This is a genomic window from Rahnella sp. PD4, assembly GCF_049199325.1.
Lineage (GTDB): Bacteria > Pseudomonadota > Gammaproteobacteria > Enterobacterales > Enterobacteriaceae > Rahnella > Rahnella perminowiae.
Map to the genome: position 1 here is coordinate 80079 of NZ_JBLZQF010000007.1, position 18541 is coordinate 98619.

Sequence of the window (18541 nt, forward strand, 5' to 3'; positions counted from 1 at the left end):
TTTTAAGCAAAAAAGTAAAATACTTGTAACCTAATCCGCGAAAAATACATTAGCAAAAATTATGATTAAGATCGGCAAAAGTGAATCAATTCTCATCGATTATTCATGGGCGAACGGATGCACTAAGTCAAATAAATTACCCGTGATGTATAAAAATCAGCATCCCGCATGACTTTTTATCAGATAAAAAACACATCAACCTAAGTGAAATTTTTTCATTTAACATAAATTTCAGGTCGCTTGGGGTTTCCGAAAAGCCAGTTCGTTAAAATTCAGCATAAAAACAGATATTACAAAGAGTTATACATTGTTTTAGATTTTATAGAACCGGTTTCAGAAACGAGCATATCGCAAATCCGCCGGTAAAACAGTCTGCTCGTGTTCAGTTCCATAAGCAAAATTGCATGTCGCCGATACAACATCAACAGGCTTCATTTGTATTCTGTGAAAAATCCTGCGATAAAGGCTTGATGTTTTGTATAGACAAAGACTAATCTACATCACAGTTTTTAATGAATGTTGTAACAGCCTTGCTTATATTTGTTATGTTGATTGCTACAGGATGTATTAGACTTTAAAACTGAATTCCAAGACCTGCGAAAACCAAACCCTAAAAACTATCGTGGGTTACCTCTTTCCCTGGTGTTGGCGCAGTATTCGCGCACCCCGGCCTCGGCTGGGGTTATTTTTTTTCAGCGTTTGCCGTCCAGTCACGCAATACTTTGATGTCATTGCGCCATTCAGCCTTCAGCTCATCAACCCATTCCTGAACATTATCCCACCAGGCAGGCAGCGTCGGGGTCTGGATCTGTTGTGCCAGTTGCTGTAAATGTTTCAGGCCAACGGAACCGGCCGCCCCTTTGATTTTGTGGCCTTCCTCGGCAATCCCTTTCTGATCTCGCGCGGTCATGTTGGAATCCAGCACAGCCAGATAGCCCGGCATCATTTTTTCAAACATATCCGCACTCTGATAAATCAGTTTCGCCCCGACCAGGTCGATGTACTGCTCGAGCATGGCGGTATCAAGCAACGATTCGCTGTCTTTCATCACTACAGGCTCCTTTTCCAATACGCAAACGTCAGGCTGATGATCCCAGAACTGCTGAATCATCGTGGTCAGTGCGGAAACAGACAGCGGCTTGCTCAGCACATCATCCATTCCCGCATCAAGATACTCTTTTTTGTCTTTCAGCACGTTTGCTGTCAGGGCAATCAGCGGCGGCAGAGATTGCCCGGCGTAATCGGTACGTAGCTTACGGGCGATATCCAGTCCGGTCATGTCCGGTAGCTGAATATCCAGCAGCACCAGATCGAATTCGTCGGGATCAAACATCTCCAGCGCATCATGGCCGTTCATCGCCACTTCAACGCTGTTGCCTAACTTCTCCAGCACCGAACGCGCCACAATCACGTTCAGCTCGATATCTTCGACCAGCAGCACATGCAGCGCCGGTAACGGCATGTCTTCTTCGTCACCGGCCAGATCAGCCGGTGCATCCAGCATCGGTGCGCGGACAGTCAGCGTAAAGCAGGAGCCCTGCCCCGGCACACTGCTGACGGTGATATCGCCGCCCATCGCCTGCGCCAGACGTTTTGACACCGCCAGTCCGATACCCGTACCGGTTGCCGGTTTACCGCCGTTGCGATCTTTTACCTGATAATACATGGCGAAGATTTTGTCCTGCTCATCCTGCGGGATCCCCAGACCGGAATCGCGCACAACAAAGCGCAGCATATCGTTCGGCTCATAATGCACGCTCAGTACAATCTGACCTTCGCGGGTAAATTTGACGGCGTTGCCAATCAGGTTCCATAAAATCTGGCGCAGACGCGTGCCGTCCGTCGTAATGCTGCGCGGCAACGGCAGATCAGGCTCCATGATAAATTTCAGCCCTTTCGGCTGAGCCAGCAGGCCGGAAAGATTTTCAAGATCAGTCAGGAATTCGGTAAAATCGACCGGCTGGTTATCAAGCTGCACTTTGCGGCGTTCGATCTTATCCATTTCGATAATATCGTTGAAGATATTACCGAGGGTGATGGCGCTGACATGGATAGTTTTCAGGTAGCTGTGCTGTTCTTTATCCAGTTCAGTATCGAGCAGTATGCGGCTTAGCCCGACGATGCCATTAAGCGGTGTACGCAGCTCGTGGCTGATCGTTGAGATAAAGGTGGTCTTCTCACGGCTGGCATTCTCTAACGCGTCCTGATAGCGCTTACGCTCGGTAATATCGCGTCCGAAGCCCATCAACCCGTGCCGCTTGCCGATGCGGTCATAAAACGGCACTTTGCGCAATTCAAAGCAGGCTTTACGTCCGTCCGGATAGACCAGCCATTGTTCGTAAGTCAGGGAAACATTGTGACGGAAAACCTTCTCGTCAGTCTCAACCACTTTCTCAGCGATATCCGGCGTGTAAACATCGTTGGGCGTCAGGCCGATCAATTGCTTCTCACTTTTGCCGGTCAGCAGTTCCATCGCACGGTTACAGCCGGAGAATTCTTTGTCTTCGTTACGGTAATACACCAGGTCCGGCGAGGCATCGAGGAAAGAGCGTAATAATGCAGATTGCTGACTCAGTTCGATTTGCGCCTGTTCGCGGTGCTGCATTTCAAGTTTCAGCTTATCGACCACCGCCAGACGTGCTTCTTCCGCTTTCACACGGTCGGCGATTTCCTGATTCAGCTGGGTGATATTGTCTTTGAGTTGCTGATTCAGTTCGAGGTCGCGGTGGCGCATTTCCTCCAGTTTATCGACCAGACGCGCTAAACGCTGACGTGACTCTTCAAGCTGTTCAACCACCACCGACAGGAAATAAACCGCCCAGGGCGTAATCAGCAAACCAAAGAAGATGGAACGAACGACGTCGATACTCTCAACCTGCCCGCGCAGGAGCATAGTGACCGCCATCTGGACAATCATTGCCAGCACCACCAGCGCAGATGCCAGCAACAGTGAAAATCTCACCAGCCCCAGCTTGACCATCAGATCGACATAATACTGCGCTAAAACCCGGATTTGCTTCATAACGTTTCCCTTAAAACGAAGTCCTCTGAATCATACCGCAAAACCTCCCCGGCGTGATGGCAGGGCATAAATTGAACGTGAAGTTTGCGAGATGCACCTTGCAGGGGCTTGTCATGGTGCAATGCAGGTAAGGGGGGCAGAGTATTGACTATTATCTGCGGTGATATTATTAATATCGGCCGGCTTTATCAGGCCGCAAGCATCGCCAACTGCCGTCCGGCTAACATTTTTTCCTTTTATCCTCCGAATATCTTCCCTGCCGGCGTATTTCGCACAGGCATAACTATTCATTATTACTGCAAATAAAGTCACTCCTGGCAGTATGAATAATTCTTATTACAAACCCGCGACTAACACATTATTACTGTCAGGTTAAAAACAGTGACAAACCGCATGTGCACAGCATTTTCCAGTATAAAATACTGGTAATTACGCCCCTGCCAGCATGGTGCGGAGATCTTACGCTTTCCCCATAGTGAGTCAGCTCACACTTTACGGGCATGACCCTATCGAAAATACGCCAATAAAAACACCATAAATTAAATATATTTCAATAAGTTAAATCGCTTTATATCACTTTTAATATAACTTAAATCGCCATTTGACCTGTCTGTGCTTTCTCGCTAAGTTGGGAGTCCGCTGGAAGCAATCTCGACGGGTGAGCAACTCGTCATATTTATGCAGTAATTGAAGACTCCCTCATTAAAACAAGTCAACCACCACTTGTGAGAACCATCACGAGAGGACTTTGACGGAGATGTCCGGGCAATCAACGCACCGCAAGAGTGCGCGAAATTGCGGATAAACCTCTGTGTATAAGCCCGCTCGTGATTGGTGTGAGAGTCTCGCAGAGCCTGGGGAGGTTCACGTAATGTTGTACGATAAATCCCAAGAGAGGGACAACTGTGGTTTCGGCCTGATCGCCCATATAGAAGGCGAACCTAGCCATAAGGTCGTGCGTACTGCGATCCACGCACTGGCCCGTATGCAACACCGTGGTGCGATCCTTGCTGACGGCAAGACCGGCGACGGCTGTGGCCTTCATTTACAGAAACCTGACCGCTTCTTCCGCATGATTGCCGAAGAACGTGGCTGGCGTCTGGCGAAAAACTATGCCGTTGGCATGCTGTTCCTCAGCAAAGATGAAAAAGAAGCGGAGGCAAGCCGCCGCATTGTTGAAGAAGAGTTGCAAAACGAGACGCTGTCCGTGGTGGGCTGGCGTGACGTTCCGACTAATCCGGACGTACTTGGTGAAATCGCGCTTTCCTCCCTGCCCCGCATCGAACAAATTTTTGTCAACGCGCCCGCCGGCTGGCGTCCGCGTGACATGGAGCGTCGCCTGTATATGGCGCGCCGCCGCATTGAGAAACGCATTCAGGATAAAGACTTCTATGTCTGCAGTTTCTCCAACGTGGTCACGATCTATAAAGGCCTGTGTATGCCGGCGGATCTGCCACGCTTCTATTTAGATCTGGCCGACCTGCGCCTGGAATCGGCCATCTGCCTGTTCCATCAGCGTTTCTCGACCAACACCGTACCGCGCTGGCAGCTGGCTCAGCCTTTCCGCTATCTGGCGCACAACGGTGAAATCAACACCATCACCGGTAACCGCCAGTGGGCACGTGCCCGTGCGTATAAATTCAAAACGCCGCTGATCCCTGATCTGCAAGATGCTTCACCTTTCGTGAATGAAACCGGTTCGGATTCCAGCTCGCTGGATAATATGCTCGAACTGTTCCTGGCAGGCGGGATGGATTTGCTGCGCGCCATGCGCTTGCTGGTGCCGCCAGCCTGGCAACAAAACCCGGACATGGACGACGACCTGCGCGCGTTCTTCGATTTTAACTCCATGCACATGGAGCCGTGGGACGGTCCTGCCGGCATCGTAATGTCAGATGGTCGTTATGCCGCCTGTAACCTTGACCGTAACGGGCTGCGCCCTGCGCGCTATGTCATCACCAAAGACAAGCTGATCACCTGTGCCTCTGAAGTTGGCATCTGGGATTACCAGCCTGATGAAGTGGTCGAAAAAGGCCGCGTCGGACCGGGCGAGCTGATGGTGATCGACACCCGCAGTGGCAAAATTCATCACTCCGCTGAAACCGATAACGACCTGAAAGGCCGTCACCCTTACAAACAATGGATGGAGAAAAACGTCCAGCGTCTGGTGCCGTTCGAAGACCTGCCGGAAGATCAGGTGGGCAGCCGCGAGCTGGAAGATTCGTTACTCGAAACCTTCCAGAAGCAGTTCGGCTACAGCAGTGAAGAACTCGATCAGATCATCCGCGTGCTGGGTGAAAACGGTCAGGAAGCCGTCGGTTCCATGGGCGATGATACACCATTTGCCGTGCTCTCCAGCCGTCCGCGTATCGTGTATGACTACTTCCGCCAGCAGTTTGCGCAGGTCACCAACCCGCCAATCGATCCGCTGCGTGAAGCCCACGTGATGTCTCTGGCGACCAGCATTGGCCGTGAGATGAATGTGTTCTGCGAAGCCGAAGGTCAGGCCCACCGCCTGAGCTTCAAATCGCCAATCCTGCTGTGGTCTGACTTTAAACAGCTGACCACGCTCGACAGCAAGCATTATCGCGCTGAAACACTGGATATCACGTACGATCCGACCGAACAAAATATGGAGCAGTTCGTCCAGAAACTCTGTGACGAAGGCGAACAGAAAGTGCGTAACGGCGCGGTTCTGCTGGTGCTGTCTGACCGCAACATCGCCCCGAACCGTCTGCCGCTGCCTGCGCCCATGGCCGTCGGTGCGCTACAGTTGCGTCTGGTTGAGAAAAGCCTGCGCTGCGATGCCAACATCATTGTTGAAACGGCCAGCGCCCGTGACCCGCACCATTTCGCCGTGCTGATTGGTTTCGGTGCCACAGCGGTTTATCCGTATCTGGCCTACGAAACGCTGGCAAAACTGGTTGACTCGCAGGTCATCGAGAAGAAATACCGTGAAGTGATGCTGAATTACCGTAACGGCATCAATAAAGGCCTGTACAAGATCATGTCCAAAATGGGCATCTCAACCGTTGCCTCTTACCGTTGCTCTAAACTGTTTGAAGCGGTCGGTCTGGCGAAAGATCTGTGCAACACCTGCTTCAACGGCGTCGTCAGCCGTATAGGCGGTGCCGGTTACAGCGACTTCGAACAGGACTTGCTGAACCTGTCCAAACGCGCATGGCTGAAACGCAAAACGTTGGATCAGGGCGGTCTGCTGAAGTTTGTCCACGGTGGCGAATACCATTCCTATAACCCGGACGTGGTCACTACCCTGCAAACTGCCGTCAACAGCGGTGATTACGACGATTATAAGAAATACGCCAAACTGGTTAACGAACGTCCGGTGGCCACGCTGCGCGACTTGCTGAAAGTCACGCCTAAAGGCCAGCCGATCCCTGTTGATCAGGTTGAACCGGCGGAAGGTTTATTTACCCGTTTCGATACGGCTGCAATGTCTATCGGCGCACTGAGCCCGGAAGCGCATGAATCTCTGGCCGAGGCGATGAACAGCATCGGCGGACGTTCTAACTCCGGGGAAGGCGGCGAAGATCCGGCGCGTTACGGCACCAATAAAGTGTCCCGTATCAAGCAAGTTGCATCGGGTCGTTTCGGGGTAACACCGGCGTATCTGGTGAATGCCGATGTTATTCAGATCAAAGTGGCGCAGGGTGCAAAACCAGGCGAAGGCGGCCAGTTGCCGGGGGACAAAGTGACGCCGTACATCGCGAAACTGCGTTATTCCGTGCCGGGCGTAACCCTGATTTCTCCACCGCCGCACCACGATATTTATTCCATTGAAGATCTGGCGCAGCTGATTTTCGACCTGAAACAGGTCAACCCGAAAGCAATGATTTCGGTGAAGCTGGTTTCTGAACCGGGCGTCGGCACTATCGCCGTCGGCGTGGCAAAAGCCTACGCCGATCTCATCACGATCGCTGGCTACGATGGCGGCACCGGCGCAAGCCCGCTGTCTTCCGTGAAATACGCCGGCTGTCCGTGGGAACTGGGGCTGGTGGAAACACAACAGGCGCTGGTGGCGAACGGGCTGCGTCACAAAATTCGTCTGCAAGTGGATGGTGGCCTGAAAACCGGCCTCGACATCATCAAGGCAGCGATTTTGGGGGCAGAAAGCTTTGGTTTCGGGACCGGCCCGATGGTGGCGCTGGGTTGTAAATACCTGCGTATTTGCCACCTGAACAACTGTGCAACGGGCGTGGCAACTCAGGATGAAAAACTGCGTCGCAACCATTATCACGGACTGCCGGAACGTGTGACGAACTACTTCCGCTTCATTACCCAGGAAACCCGTGAAATCATGGCCGCGCTGGGCATCAGCCAGCTGGTGGATCTGATTGGCCGTACCGACCTGCTGACCGAGCTGGACGGCTTCACCGCCAAGCAAAACAATCTCGACCTTTCTGCGATACTGGCAACGGCCACACCGCATGAAGGTAAATCTGTGTACTGCACAGAAAGCAACCCGGCGTTCGATAAGGGTCAGCTGAATAAAGACATTCTGGAACAGGCATCACCCCATATCGATTCGAAGCAGAGCAAAGCGTTCTACTTTGATATCCGCAACACTGACCGTTCAGTGGGTGCCATGTTGTCCGGGGCGATTGCGGAGAAACACGGTGATCAGGGCATGGCCGCTGATCCGGTGCGCATTAACTTCAATGGCACCGCGGGCCAGAGTTTCGGCGTCTGGAACGCTGGCGGCGTAGATTTAATGCTGACCGGCGATGCAAACGACTATGTGGGCAAAGGCATGGCCGGTGGCCGTATTGCCATTCGTCCGCCAATCGGTTCTGCATTCCGCAGCCACGAAGCCAGCATCATCGGCAACACCTGTTTGTATGGTGCAACCGGTGGCAAAATGTTTGCGGCAGGCCGTGCGGGTGAGCGTTTCGCTGTCCGTAACTCCGGTGCTATCACTGTGGTAGAAGGCATCGGTGATAACGGCTGTGAATATATGACCGGTGGTATTGTGTGTGTGCTCGGCCGTACCGGCGTCAACTTCGGCGCAGGCATGACCGGTGGTTTCGCTTATGTCCTTGATGAAGATGGCGAATTCCGCAAACGTGTTAACCCGGAACTGGTTGAAGTCCTGGAAGTGGCCGATCTGGCTATCCATGAAGAGCATCTGCGCGGTTTGATCATCGAACACGTACAGTTGACCGCATCGACCCGTGGTGAAGAGATTTTGGCGAACTGGCCGGAGTGGGCGCCTAAATTTGCCCTGGTAAAACCGAAGTCCAGTGATGTCAAAGCATTGTTGGGTCACCGTAGTCGTTCCGCAGCTGAGCTGCGGGTACAAGCGCAGTAAGAGGTTAAGATGAGTCAAAACGTTTATCAATTTGTCGACTTACAGCGTGTTGATCCGCCTAAGAAAGCGCTGAAGATCCGCAAAATTGAGTTTGTGGAAATTTATGAGCCGTTCTCAGCGACGCAAGCCGCCTCACAGGCAGACCGCTGTCTGTCGTGCGGTAACCCTTACTGTGAATGGAAATGTCCGGTACATAACTATATTCCGAACTGGCTGAAGCTGGCGAACGAAGGCCGCATCATGGAAGCGGCAGATCTCGCGCACCAGACCAACAGCCTGCCGGAAGTCTGCGGGCGCGTTTGCCCGCAGGACAGACTCTGCGAAGGTTCCTGCACCCTGAACGATGAGTTCGGTGCAGTGACCATCGGTAACATCGAACGCTATATTAACGATAAAGCCATTGAGATGGGCTGGCGTCCGGATATGTCTCACGTACAGCCAACCGGCAAACGCGTGGCGATTATCGGCGCAGGGCCGGCGGGTCTGGCCTGTGCTGATGTCCTGACCCGCAACGGTGTGAAAGCGGTGGTTTACGATCGCCATCCGGAAATCGGCGGCTTGCTGACTTTCGGCATCCCGGCCTTTAAGCTGGAAAAATCGGTGATGACCAAACGTCGTGAAATCTTCACTGAGATGGGTATCGAGTTCCAGCTCAATACTGAAGTCGGCAAAGACGTCACCATTGATGCACTGCTGGCGGAATACGATTCTGTGTTCCTCGGCGTCGGGACTTATCAGTCAATGCGCGGTGGTCTGGCGAATGAAGATGCACCGGGCGTTTACGATGCCCTGCCGTTCCTGATCGCCAATACCAAGCAACTGATGGGTTATGCCGACAGTCAGGATGAGCCTTACGTCACCATGGATAAAAAACGTGTGGTGGTGCTGGGCGGGGGTGATACTGCGATGGACTGCGTGCGTACCTCAATCCGTCAGGGTGCTACTCACGTGACCTGTGCATACCGTCGTGATGAAGAGAACATGCCGGGCTCACGTCGTGAAGTGAAGAATGCGCGCGAAGAAGGGGTTGATTTCAAATTCAACCTGCAACCGCTGAGCATCGAACTGAACGATTCTGGCCGCGTATGTGGTGTACGCATGGCGCGTACTGAACTGGGCGCACCGGATGCTCATGGTCGTCGTCGTGCTGAAATCGTGGCGGGTTCCGAACATGTAATGGAAGCCGATGCCGTGGTGATGGCGTTTGGTTTCCGTCCTCATAAAATGGAATGGCTGGCAGCCCACGACGTTGAGCTGGATACCCAGGGGCGTATCGTGGCACCGGAAGGCAGCGATAATGCCTTCCAGACCAGCAACCCGAAAATCTTCGCCGGTGGCGATGCGGTTCGCGGTTCCGATCTGGTGGTGACCGCTATTGCTGAAGGCCGTAAAGCAGCAGAAGGCATCATGAACTTCCTCGAAGTCTGATCCATCGCCTCATAAAAAGGTCTGCTAACAATGGTTGGCAGACCTTTTTTACGCATAACTCAAAAGAATTCCTCATGACATCCCCTTTTCTGCCGGTTATTCGTCGAATATCCTCATAGCGTCAGGCTCAGCTTCGGTTCAAGCGAATAACGTGTTCAATGATGACACAGCAAATCTGCACTGCCGGAAGGAGAAGTCAGCGGACTGAAGGCAATAAAAAACCCCGCGTAACAACGCAGGGTTTAAGCACGGAACCGGACTGAGTGGGTTGTTACTTCACTACGCGCAGTGCCGGACGACCACCGCGTGGCGGCGTTGGCGGCTCATCGTTCGGATCTTCTTCAGCCACATCGGGCAAATCGCCATCAATGACTGACATCGTCGGTTCTGCCGGCTCATCAGCGCTCAGATCCCCCTCAAAGGCACCTTCGGCTTCATAAGCTGGTTCCGGTTCGAACATGGTACCGGCACCGTTTTCGCGGGCATAAATCGCCAGAACAGCGGCAATTGGTACAAACACGTTACGCGGTACGCCACCAAAACGGGCATTAAAGCGTACGTCATCGTTACCCAGTTCGAGATTGCCGACAGCACGCGGCGCAACGTTCAGGACAATTTGTCCGTCACGCGCAAACTCCATCGGCACCATCACGCCTGGCATCGTTACGTCAACCACCAGATGCGGGGTTAACTGGTTGTCGAGCAACCAGTCATAAAAAGCCCGCAGCAGATAGGGGCGACGCGGAGACATGTCGGTCATCTCCATACCTTAACCTCGGGTATGCAAACGCATTTCGCGCTCTGCTTCGGTCAGGGAAGCCAGGAAAGCATCTCGTTCGAAGACGCGAGTCATATAACCTTTCAGCTCTTTAGAACCGGCACCTGCCAGTTCAATACCCAGTTCCGGCAAACGCCACAGCAGCGGAGCCAGGTAACAATCGACCAGGCTGAACTCTTCGCTCTTGAAGTAAGGCATGTATGAGAAGATTGGCGCAATAGCCAGCAGCTCTTCACGCAATTGCTTACGCGCGGCATCGGCTTCGCTTGCCGAACCTTGCTCGATCTGACGCATCAGCGAATACCAGTCATTTTCGATGCGGTGCATCATCAGACGGCTCTCACCACGGGCAACCGGATAAACCGGCATTAGCGGCGGATGCGGGAAGCGCTCATCAAGATATTCCATGATGATGCGGGATTCGAACAGGGTCAGTTCACGATCAACCAGCGTCGGTACAGTGCGGTAAGGGTTGAGGTCAATAAGATCCTGCGGCAGGTGATCCATCTCAACCTGCTCGATCTCGACACTGACACCTTTCTCCGCCAGTACGATACGTACCTGATGGCTAAAAATGTCGGTCGGGCCGGAAAACAGCGTCATTACCGAACGTTTGTTGGCAGCGACAGCCATGAAAACCTCCAAGTTTATCTAGAATATTACAGCGAGTTATCGCCAGCCTGCAGTTTTTGTCCCGTAGTTTCATAGACAACCATCGGCAAGGCGAACCCAGCCAGGAAGCGCGGCAACGTCAACTGCTCGGCGAACAGGTACAAAAGTGTGTGATAGTTTACCAGATTTTACGCAGGCTGTGGGGCACGGTGAAACGATTTCATGGCGAATTGTGTGTCAGGAGATCATTTTCTTCCGCAATTACCGAAAAAAAGACATAAAAAAACCCGGTGAAACACCGGGTTTTTGACGCTGATTTTCGTGCCGAAGCACTGAGCTGCAAAAGCAGCAGAAAATTAACGTTTGGAGAACTGAGGACGACGACGTGCTTTACGCAGACCGACTTTCTTACGTTCAACCTGACGAGCATCACGGGTAACGAAGCCTGCTTTACGCAGTTCGCCACGAAGATTTTCGTCATATTCCATCAGTGCACGGGTGATACCGTGACGGATAGCACCAGCTTGACCGGAGATACCACCACCTTTAACGGTGATGTACAGGTCGAATTTCTCAACCATGTCGACCAGTTCCAGTGGTTGACGAACTACCATGCGGGCAGTTTCACGACCAAAGTACTGTTCCAGGCTACGCTGGTTAATTACGATGTTACCACTACCCGGTTTGATGAAAACACGAGCGGCGGAGCTTTTGCGGCGACCAGTGCCGTAGTATTGATTTTCAGCCATTGCCTATAATCCCGAATTAAATGTCAAGAACTTGCGGTTGTTGCGCCGCATGAGTGTGCTCGTTACCCGCGTAAACTTTCATTTTACGGTACATTGCACGACCCAACGGGCCCTTTGGCAACATGCCTTTAACCGCGAGCTCGATCACGCGTTCAGGACGGCGAGCGATCATCTCTTCAAAGGTCGCTTGCTTGATACCACCGATGTGGCCGGTGTGATGGTAATAAATCTTGTCGTTACGCTTGTTGCCAGTGACAGCAACTTTTTCTGCGTTCAGAACGATGATGTAATCACCAGTATCAACGTGCGGAGTGTATTCCGCTTTATGTTTGCCACGCAGACGGCGGGCCAGTTCAGTGGCCAGGCGACCTAAGGTCTTGCCGGTAGCGTCAACTACGAACCAGTCACGTTGTACGGTTTCCGGTTTAGCTGTAAAAGTTTTCATTAAAAGCTTACCCAATTAAAGTTACACGTTGGCGAACACCCGAACGCTTACTTGTTTATAAAATAAGTATTTGAGGTTCACACGACCATCGTCCAGCAAACCTACCCCTTCGAATAGCCAATGCTGGCACTTATAAAGTTTCGGGAAAAAAACTTTGTAGTAACGTGGGGTCGCAAGATTATAGAGAAGTCTCCTGCAAAGATCGAACCCTTTTTCGACAAAAAGGAAGATTTCCCTCCCCGCCTTCTGAGGGTTCACCCTGCAGGCTTTACTGACGCTTTTTATACCACGAACTGATCAAAAAATAACCATACAAAAAATCACGGCAGATGCGGCCGTCTGAGGTACTCCTCGCTCTGCATCTCCTGCAGACGTGACAGACAACGCTGATATTCGAATTTCAGCCGTTCGCCCTGATAAATGTCAAACATCGGGACGGCGGCGGAAATGACCAGTTTTACATGGCGCTCGTAGAATTCATCGACCAGCGCCAGAAAACGCCGGGCTGCGTTCTCACTGTCTGCGCCCATCACCGGCACATTGTGCAGCAGTACGCTGTGATAGATTTTCGACAGCGCAATATAATCGAGCTGGCTGCGCGCCTCTTCACATAAGGTATGAAATTCCACCGCCAGCACGCCATCAACGGCGGCAATAGCCTGCAGCGGACGATGATTCACTTCCAGCAGCGGTCTTTCGCCCGTCTGCGCACCGCTGTGATTGCCGGTCAGTTTCCCTAACATTGAATGCATCGCGTCAGCAGTTTCCGGCCCCGCAGGTGTCAGCCATAAATTGGCCTGCGTCAGCGTGCGCAAACGGTAATCGATACCTGCATCCACATTGAGCACATCGCAGTATTCTTTAATCAGATCAATCGCAGGCAGGAACCGTGCCCGTTGCAGGCCGTTGCGGTACAGCAAATCAGGCGGAATATTTGATGTCGCAATCAGCGTGATACCCCGGGCAAACAGGGCCTGCAATAACGTCGCCAGCAGCATCGCATCGGTAATATCCGAAACAAAAAACTCATCAAAACAGAGCACATCGGTTTCTGCTTTAAAGCGGTCCGCGATCACTTCCAGCGGATCTTCCTGCCCCTGAAGTTGCGTCAGTTCCTCATGGACGCGCAACATAAAACGGTGGAAATGCAGGCGAAGCTTGCGATCACCGGGCAGGCTGTGGAAAAACAAATCCATCAGCCAGGTTTTGCCGCGCCCCACTCCGCCCCACATATACAGCCCCTGTACCGGTCGCGAAGGGGTTTTCTGCGGACTTTTGGTAAACAAACGACTCAGCAACCCGCCACGGCTGGCAGACCGGGGACGTGTCAGGGGCTGCGCGGACAATGCCTGGTAAATCGTATCGAGCTGTGCGACAGCTTGTTTCTGAACGGCATCCGCCTGGAACTCACCGGCATCCACAGCGTTCTGATAAAGAAAAAGGGGTGATTGAGATTGCATCTTCGTTAACGTCCCTGAGAAAAAAATTTTATGTTTTTCACGTCGTTTAGCCGCTTTTTTGCCGTGGATTCGCCGCTTTTCCCGGCTGTCTGTGTATGAAAAAACCAACAGATGGCAGTGATTTTCCCCGCAGGATTCCACTCTGACAAGGTTAACGGTTATAGTGGAGCTATTGCATGACGCATGCGTGTAACAATTACGTTAAAACCATTGTGTAAAAAAGTTAAGTCATAAAAGTTACGTGAAAAAGCCCTGCGGGACAACGAAGTCAAAATAGGAGTCATTATGACCTGGGAGTATGCACTCATTGGATTAGTGGTCGGTATCGCAATTGGTGCGGTGGCGATGCGCTTTGGTAATCGTAAATTACGTGATCAACAAGTCATGAAAAACGAACTGGAGAAAAGTAAAGCCGAACTCGACGAATACCGTCAGGAGCTGGTGGGCCATTTTGCCCGCAGCGCAGAGTTGCTCGATAACATGGCGACGGATTACCGTCAGCTGTATCAGCACATGGCTAAAAGCTCCAACAATTTACTGCCCGATATGCCTGAGCAGGATAATCCGTTTAATTATCGTCTGACCGGTTCTGAAGCCGATAATGATCAGGTGCCGGTGCAAATGCCACGCGATTATTCTGACGGCGCGTCCGGTTTGCTGCGTGGCGAGCGTCCGGTTCGTAAATAACAGACGCCCCTGACCTGCACAACAATCGTTATGCAGTTACGGCACATGTCCCGTGCGTGTGCCGTTCTCAAGACCCTTCCCGTGTTGTGAATCACCGTTCTGTTATCCATAACTGACGTCCATTACAGAAAGCGAGAGTGTTATCGTGATGAAGAAAAAGTTATTTTTGCTCAGTGTGTTAGCTGTTAGCCTTGGATTAACTTTCGCTTCTGCGCCTATGGCGAATGCGGCTTTACCAACGGAAGTTCAGGGACAACCTTTGCCAAGTCTGGCACCGATGCTGGAAAAAGTATTACCCGCCGTCGTGGGCGTTCAGGTTTCCGGCACCCAGCCGCCAAGTGCGGATGTACCACCAGAATACAAGTTCTTCTTCGGTCAGCAGGATCCGGAACCCAATCAGGGGCCGCAGCCTTTTGAAGGGCTGGGTTCCGGTGTCATTATTGATGCCGCCAAAGGCTACGTGCTCACCAATAATCATGTGGTGAACAACGCGGATAAAATCAACGTTCAGCTCAACGATGGCCGCGAATACAAAGCCAAACTCATCGGCAAAGACGATCAGTCCGATATCGCGGTGATCCAGCTGATTGATGCTAAAAATCTGACACAAATTACGATGGCGGATTCCGATAACCTGCGTGTAGGCGATTTTGCCGTTGCCGTGGGTAATCCGTTTGGGCTCGGCCAGACCGTGACATCCGGCATTGTTTCTGCCCTTGGCCGCAGCGGCCTGAACCTTGAAGGGCTGGAAAACTTTATTCAGACTGATGCGTCGATTAACCGCGGTAACTCCGGTGGCGCGCTGCTCGACCTGAAAGGTGAACTGATTGGTATCAACACCGCCATCATTTCCTCGCAGGGTGGCAGTGTCGGTATCGGTTTTGCTATTCCGGTGAACATGGCGAAGAATCTCAGCCATCAGCTGATTGAATTTGGCGAAGTGAAACGCGGCCTGCTGGGGATCCGCGGCAGCGAAATGACACCGGAACTGGCACAGGCATTCAAACTCGACAGCCAGCGCGGCGCTTTCGTCAACGAGGTGTTGCCGGATTCGGCAGCGGCAAAAGCCGGTATTAAACCGGGTGACGTGCTGATTACCCTGCAGGGTAAAACGCTGAGCAGCTTTGCTGAGTTACGCGCGAAAGTGAGCACTGCCGGCCCGGGAGTCACGATGCAGATTGGTTTGCTGCGCGATGGCAAACCGATGACTGTCAGTGTCACGCTGGATAAAAGCCCTGCCGTGGAAGTCAGCATTGAGAAACTCAATCCGGCATTACAGGGGGTGACGCTCAGTGATACCACCGATAAAAAGACCCAAGGTGTGCATGTTGATGACGTGAAGAAAGGCACGCCGGCGGACCAGATCGGCCTTGAAAAAGGTGATGTGATTATTGGTGTCAACCGCGAGCCGCTCGAAAATCTGGCAGCCTTCCGCAAAATTCTGGAAAGCAAACCGGACCTGATCGCACTGAGCATCTTGCGTAAAGGACAAAATATCTACTTATTCATGCCGTAAAGCGTTGAAAATCGGACGCAGGTGCTGCTGCGTCCGATTAAGTCATGCTATTCTTCCCTCACTTTTATCTCGCATCCCATACACCCATGTTTGTTAAGCTCTTGAGATCCGCTGTTATCGGCCTGATTGTTGCTGGCATTTTGCTGGCGGCGGTACCTATGTTGCGTAAAAACATCACAGAACCGCTGTTTGACAAAAACTTCGCCCAGAACAGCGAAGAACCCGTCAGTTATAACTCAGGCGTCCGCCATGCTGCTCCGGCCGTGGTGAATGTCTATAACCGCAACATGGGTAACAGTACACAGAACGAACTGGCCATCCGCACACTGGGTTCCGGTGTGATCATGAATGACAACGGCTATATCCTCACCAATAAACACGTGATCAATAATGCCGATCAAATTATCGTCGCCTTGCAGGATGGCCGCGTATTCGAAGCGTTGCTGGTCGGCTCTGACAGCCTGACTGACCTGGCTGTGCTGAAAATCAACGCCGGAAATCTGCCGGTCATCCCGATTAATCCACATCGTACCCCGCATGTCGGTGATGTCGTGATGGCAATCGGTAACCCCTATAACCTCGGTCAGACAGTCACACAGGGCATTATCAGCGCCACCGGTCGTATTGGCCTCAGCCCGTCCGGCCGCCAGAACTTTCTGCAAACCGATGCCTCGATCAATCAGGGGAACTCCGGCGGTGCGCTGGTGAATTCGCTCGGGGAACTGATGGGGATTAATACGCTGTCCTTTGACCAAAGTAATGACGGCGCCACGCCGGAAGGCATCGGCTTTGCTATCCCGACCGCACTGGCGACAAAAGTCATGGGCAAGCTGATTCGTGATGGCCGTGTTATTCGGGGTTATATCGGGATCAGCGGGCGTGAAGTTTCCCCTCTGCACGGGCCGAACAGCGGGCTGGATCATATTCAGGGAATTGTGGTGAACGAAGTCACGCCAAATGGCCCGGCGGCAAATGCGGGTATGCAGGTCAGAGACGTGATTATTAACGTCAACAACAAACCGGCCGTTTCCGCTATCGAGACCATGGATCAGGTAGCAGAAATTCGTCCGGGAACCGTCATTCCGGTAGAAATTATGCGTGATGGTCAGAAACTGACATTGCAGGTTACCGTGCAGGAATACCCTGACCACTGACAACCATTCATTGCAGAAACGAAAAAGCCGGAAAGGTTTCCCCTTCCGGCTTTTTTATTGCGCAGGCGTTATGAATCACTCGCCTTTAAAGCGCTCGATTTTTGCACCCAGCTGACGCAGTTTATCTTCGATACGCTCGTAGCCACGATCGATGTGATAAATACGGTCAACCACGGTCACACCTTCGGCAATACAACCCGCCAGAACCAGACTTGCAGAGGCCCGTAAATCGGTCGCCATCACCTGAGCGCCAGACAGTTTTTCAACGCCATGGCAAATGAGGGTGCTGCCTTCGATTTCAGCGTGTGCGCCCATACGGATCAGTTCAGGTATGTGCATGAAACGGTTTTCAAAGATGGTTTCGGTGATCACACCTGTACCTTCTGCTACCAGGTTCAGCAAGCTGAACTGCGCCTGCATGTCAGTCGGGAAGCCCGGATGCGGCGCGGTGCGGAAGGTCACTGCTTTGGCGCGTTTGCCATGCATATCGAGACTGATCCAGTCTTCGCCCACTTCAATATCGGCACCGGCTTCACGCAATTTTGCCAGTACGGCATCCAGCGTATCAGGTCGGGCTTCGCGACAGGTAATCTTGCCACCGGAAATCGCCGCCGCCACCAGGAAGGTGCCGGTTTCGATACGGTCAGGCACCACGCGGTAAACCCCGCCGCCCAGACGGGCAACACCTTCGATGGTAATTTTATCGGTACCCGCACCGGTAATTTGCGCACCCAGTGTATTGAGGAAATTCGCGGTATCGACGATTTCCGGCTCACGCGCGGCATTTTCAATAATGGTGGTGCCTTCAGCCAAGGTCGCCGCGCTCATGATAGTGACCGTTGCGCCCACGCTGACTTTATCCATCACAATGTGCGCGCCTTTCAGGCGGCCATCGACAGAGGCTTTCACATAGCCTTCTTCCAGAACAATGGTCGCGCCCAACTGTTCCAGACCCGTAATATGCAGATCAACAGGACGTGCACCGATAGCACAGCCGCCCGGTAAAGAAACTTCGCCGCGGCCGAAACGCGCCACCAGCGGGCCAAGCGCCCAGATGGAAGCACGCATGGTTTTTACCAGGTCATACGGCGCACAAAACTCATTCACCGCACTGGCGTCAACGAAAACAGAACCGTTACGTTCGATTTTGGTGCCCAGCTGGCTCAGCAGCTTGATGGTGGTATCGATATCTTTCAGGTGAGGAACGTTCTGGAGTTCAACAGGTTCTTCAGCAAGCAGTGCGGCAAACAAAATAGGAAGTGCTGCATTTTTTGCACCAGAGATAGTGACTTCACCACTCAGGCGAGTCCCACCCTGTACACGAAATTTATCCATTATGACTGCTCTCTATTTATTAAAAC

General features: G+C 52.3%; 12 protein-coding genes. 5 read left to right on the forward strand and 7 right to left on the reverse strand.

The genetic code is table 11. The features are described from left to right. Positions 1-682: 682 nt before the first annotated feature. The gene (gene arcB / locus ACOZIO_RS17525; protein ID WP_129954713.1) at positions 683-3022 is read right to left on the reverse strand and encodes an aerobic respiration two-component sensor histidine kinase ArcB; all 2340 of its coding nucleotides are present in this window, start codon (positions 3020-3022) and stop codon (positions 683-685) included. An 871-nt stretch (positions 3023-3893) separates the two neighbouring features. On the opposite strand from arcB, the gene gltB reads away from it, so the two are divergent. Together gltB and ACOZIO_RS17535 are read left to right on the forward strand one after the other, a co-directional pair. Then, positions 3894-8351, forward strand: coding sequence for a glutamate synthase large subunit (gltB, locus tag ACOZIO_RS17530; protein ID WP_129954714.1), 4458 nt, complete (start codon positions 3894-3896; stop codon positions 8349-8351). Between the two features lie 9 nt (positions 8352-8360). Continuing rightward, complete coding sequence (locus ACOZIO_RS17535; protein WP_421595544.1) at positions 8361-9779, forward strand: glutamate synthase small subunit; 1419 nt, start codon at positions 8361-8363, stop codon at positions 9777-9779. Between the two features lie 271 nt (positions 9780-10050). Here the strand turns inward: ACOZIO_RS17535 and sspB are convergent, their stop codons facing one another. From sspB to zapE, 5 genes are all read right to left on the reverse strand, one after another. Then, complete coding sequence (sspB, locus tag ACOZIO_RS17540) at positions 10051-10545, reverse strand: ClpXP protease specificity-enhancing factor (RefSeq protein ID WP_129954716.1); 495 nt, start codon at positions 10543-10545, stop codon at positions 10051-10053. 3 nt (positions 10546-10548) lie between these two features. Further along, positions 10549-11190: a stringent starvation protein SspA gene (gene sspA / locus ACOZIO_RS17545; RefSeq protein ID WP_129954717.1), complete on the reverse strand. Its 642-nt coding sequence runs from the start codon at positions 11188-11190 to the stop codon at positions 10549-10551. A gap of 335 nt (positions 11191-11525) precedes the next feature. Beyond that, a complete protein-coding gene (rpsI, locus tag ACOZIO_RS17550) occupies positions 11526-11918 on the reverse strand; it encodes a 30S ribosomal protein S9 (RefSeq protein WP_013577238.1) in 393 nt (130 codons plus the stop codon). A 16-nt stretch (positions 11919-11934) separates the two neighbouring features. Next, entirely contained in the window at positions 11935-12363 is a 429-nt protein-coding gene (gene rplM, locus ACOZIO_RS17555; protein ID WP_013577239.1) for a 50S ribosomal protein L13, read from the reverse strand. A 320-nt stretch (positions 12364-12683) separates the two neighbouring features. Then, positions 12684-13823, reverse strand: coding sequence for a cell division protein ZapE (zapE, locus tag ACOZIO_RS17560; protein WP_129991981.1), 1140 nt, complete (start codon positions 13821-13823; stop codon positions 12684-12686). A gap of 285 nt (positions 13824-14108) precedes the next feature. Here zapE and zapG point away from each other — a divergent pair, with 285 nt between their 5' ends. The 3 genes from zapG (at position 14109) to degS (ending at position 17180) form a co-directional block, all read left to right on the forward strand. Further along, positions 14109-14510, forward strand: a complete 402-nt coding sequence (gene zapG / locus ACOZIO_RS17565; protein ID WP_013577242.1) for a Z-ring associated protein ZapG — start codon at positions 14109-14111, stop codon at positions 14508-14510. A gap of 148 nt (positions 14511-14658) precedes the next feature. Beyond that, positions 14659-16026 (forward strand): serine endoprotease DegQ, encoded by a 1368-nt coding sequence (gene degQ, locus ACOZIO_RS17570; protein ID WP_129954721.1) that lies wholly within the window; start codon positions 14659-14661, stop codon positions 16024-16026. Between the two features lie 86 nt (positions 16027-16112). Further along, on the forward strand, positions 16113-17180 hold the full coding sequence (gene degS, locus ACOZIO_RS17575) for an outer membrane-stress sensor serine endopeptidase DegS (RefSeq protein WP_129954722.1): 1068 nt from the start codon (positions 16113-16115) through the stop codon (positions 17178-17180). A 75-nt stretch (positions 17181-17255) separates the two neighbouring features. On the opposite strand, the gene murA is transcribed toward degS, so the two are convergent. Next, complete coding sequence (gene murA / locus ACOZIO_RS17580) at positions 17256-18515, reverse strand: UDP-N-acetylglucosamine 1-carboxyvinyltransferase (protein ID WP_129954723.1); 1260 nt, start codon at positions 18513-18515, stop codon at positions 17256-17258. Positions 18516-18541 lie beyond the last annotated feature (26 nt).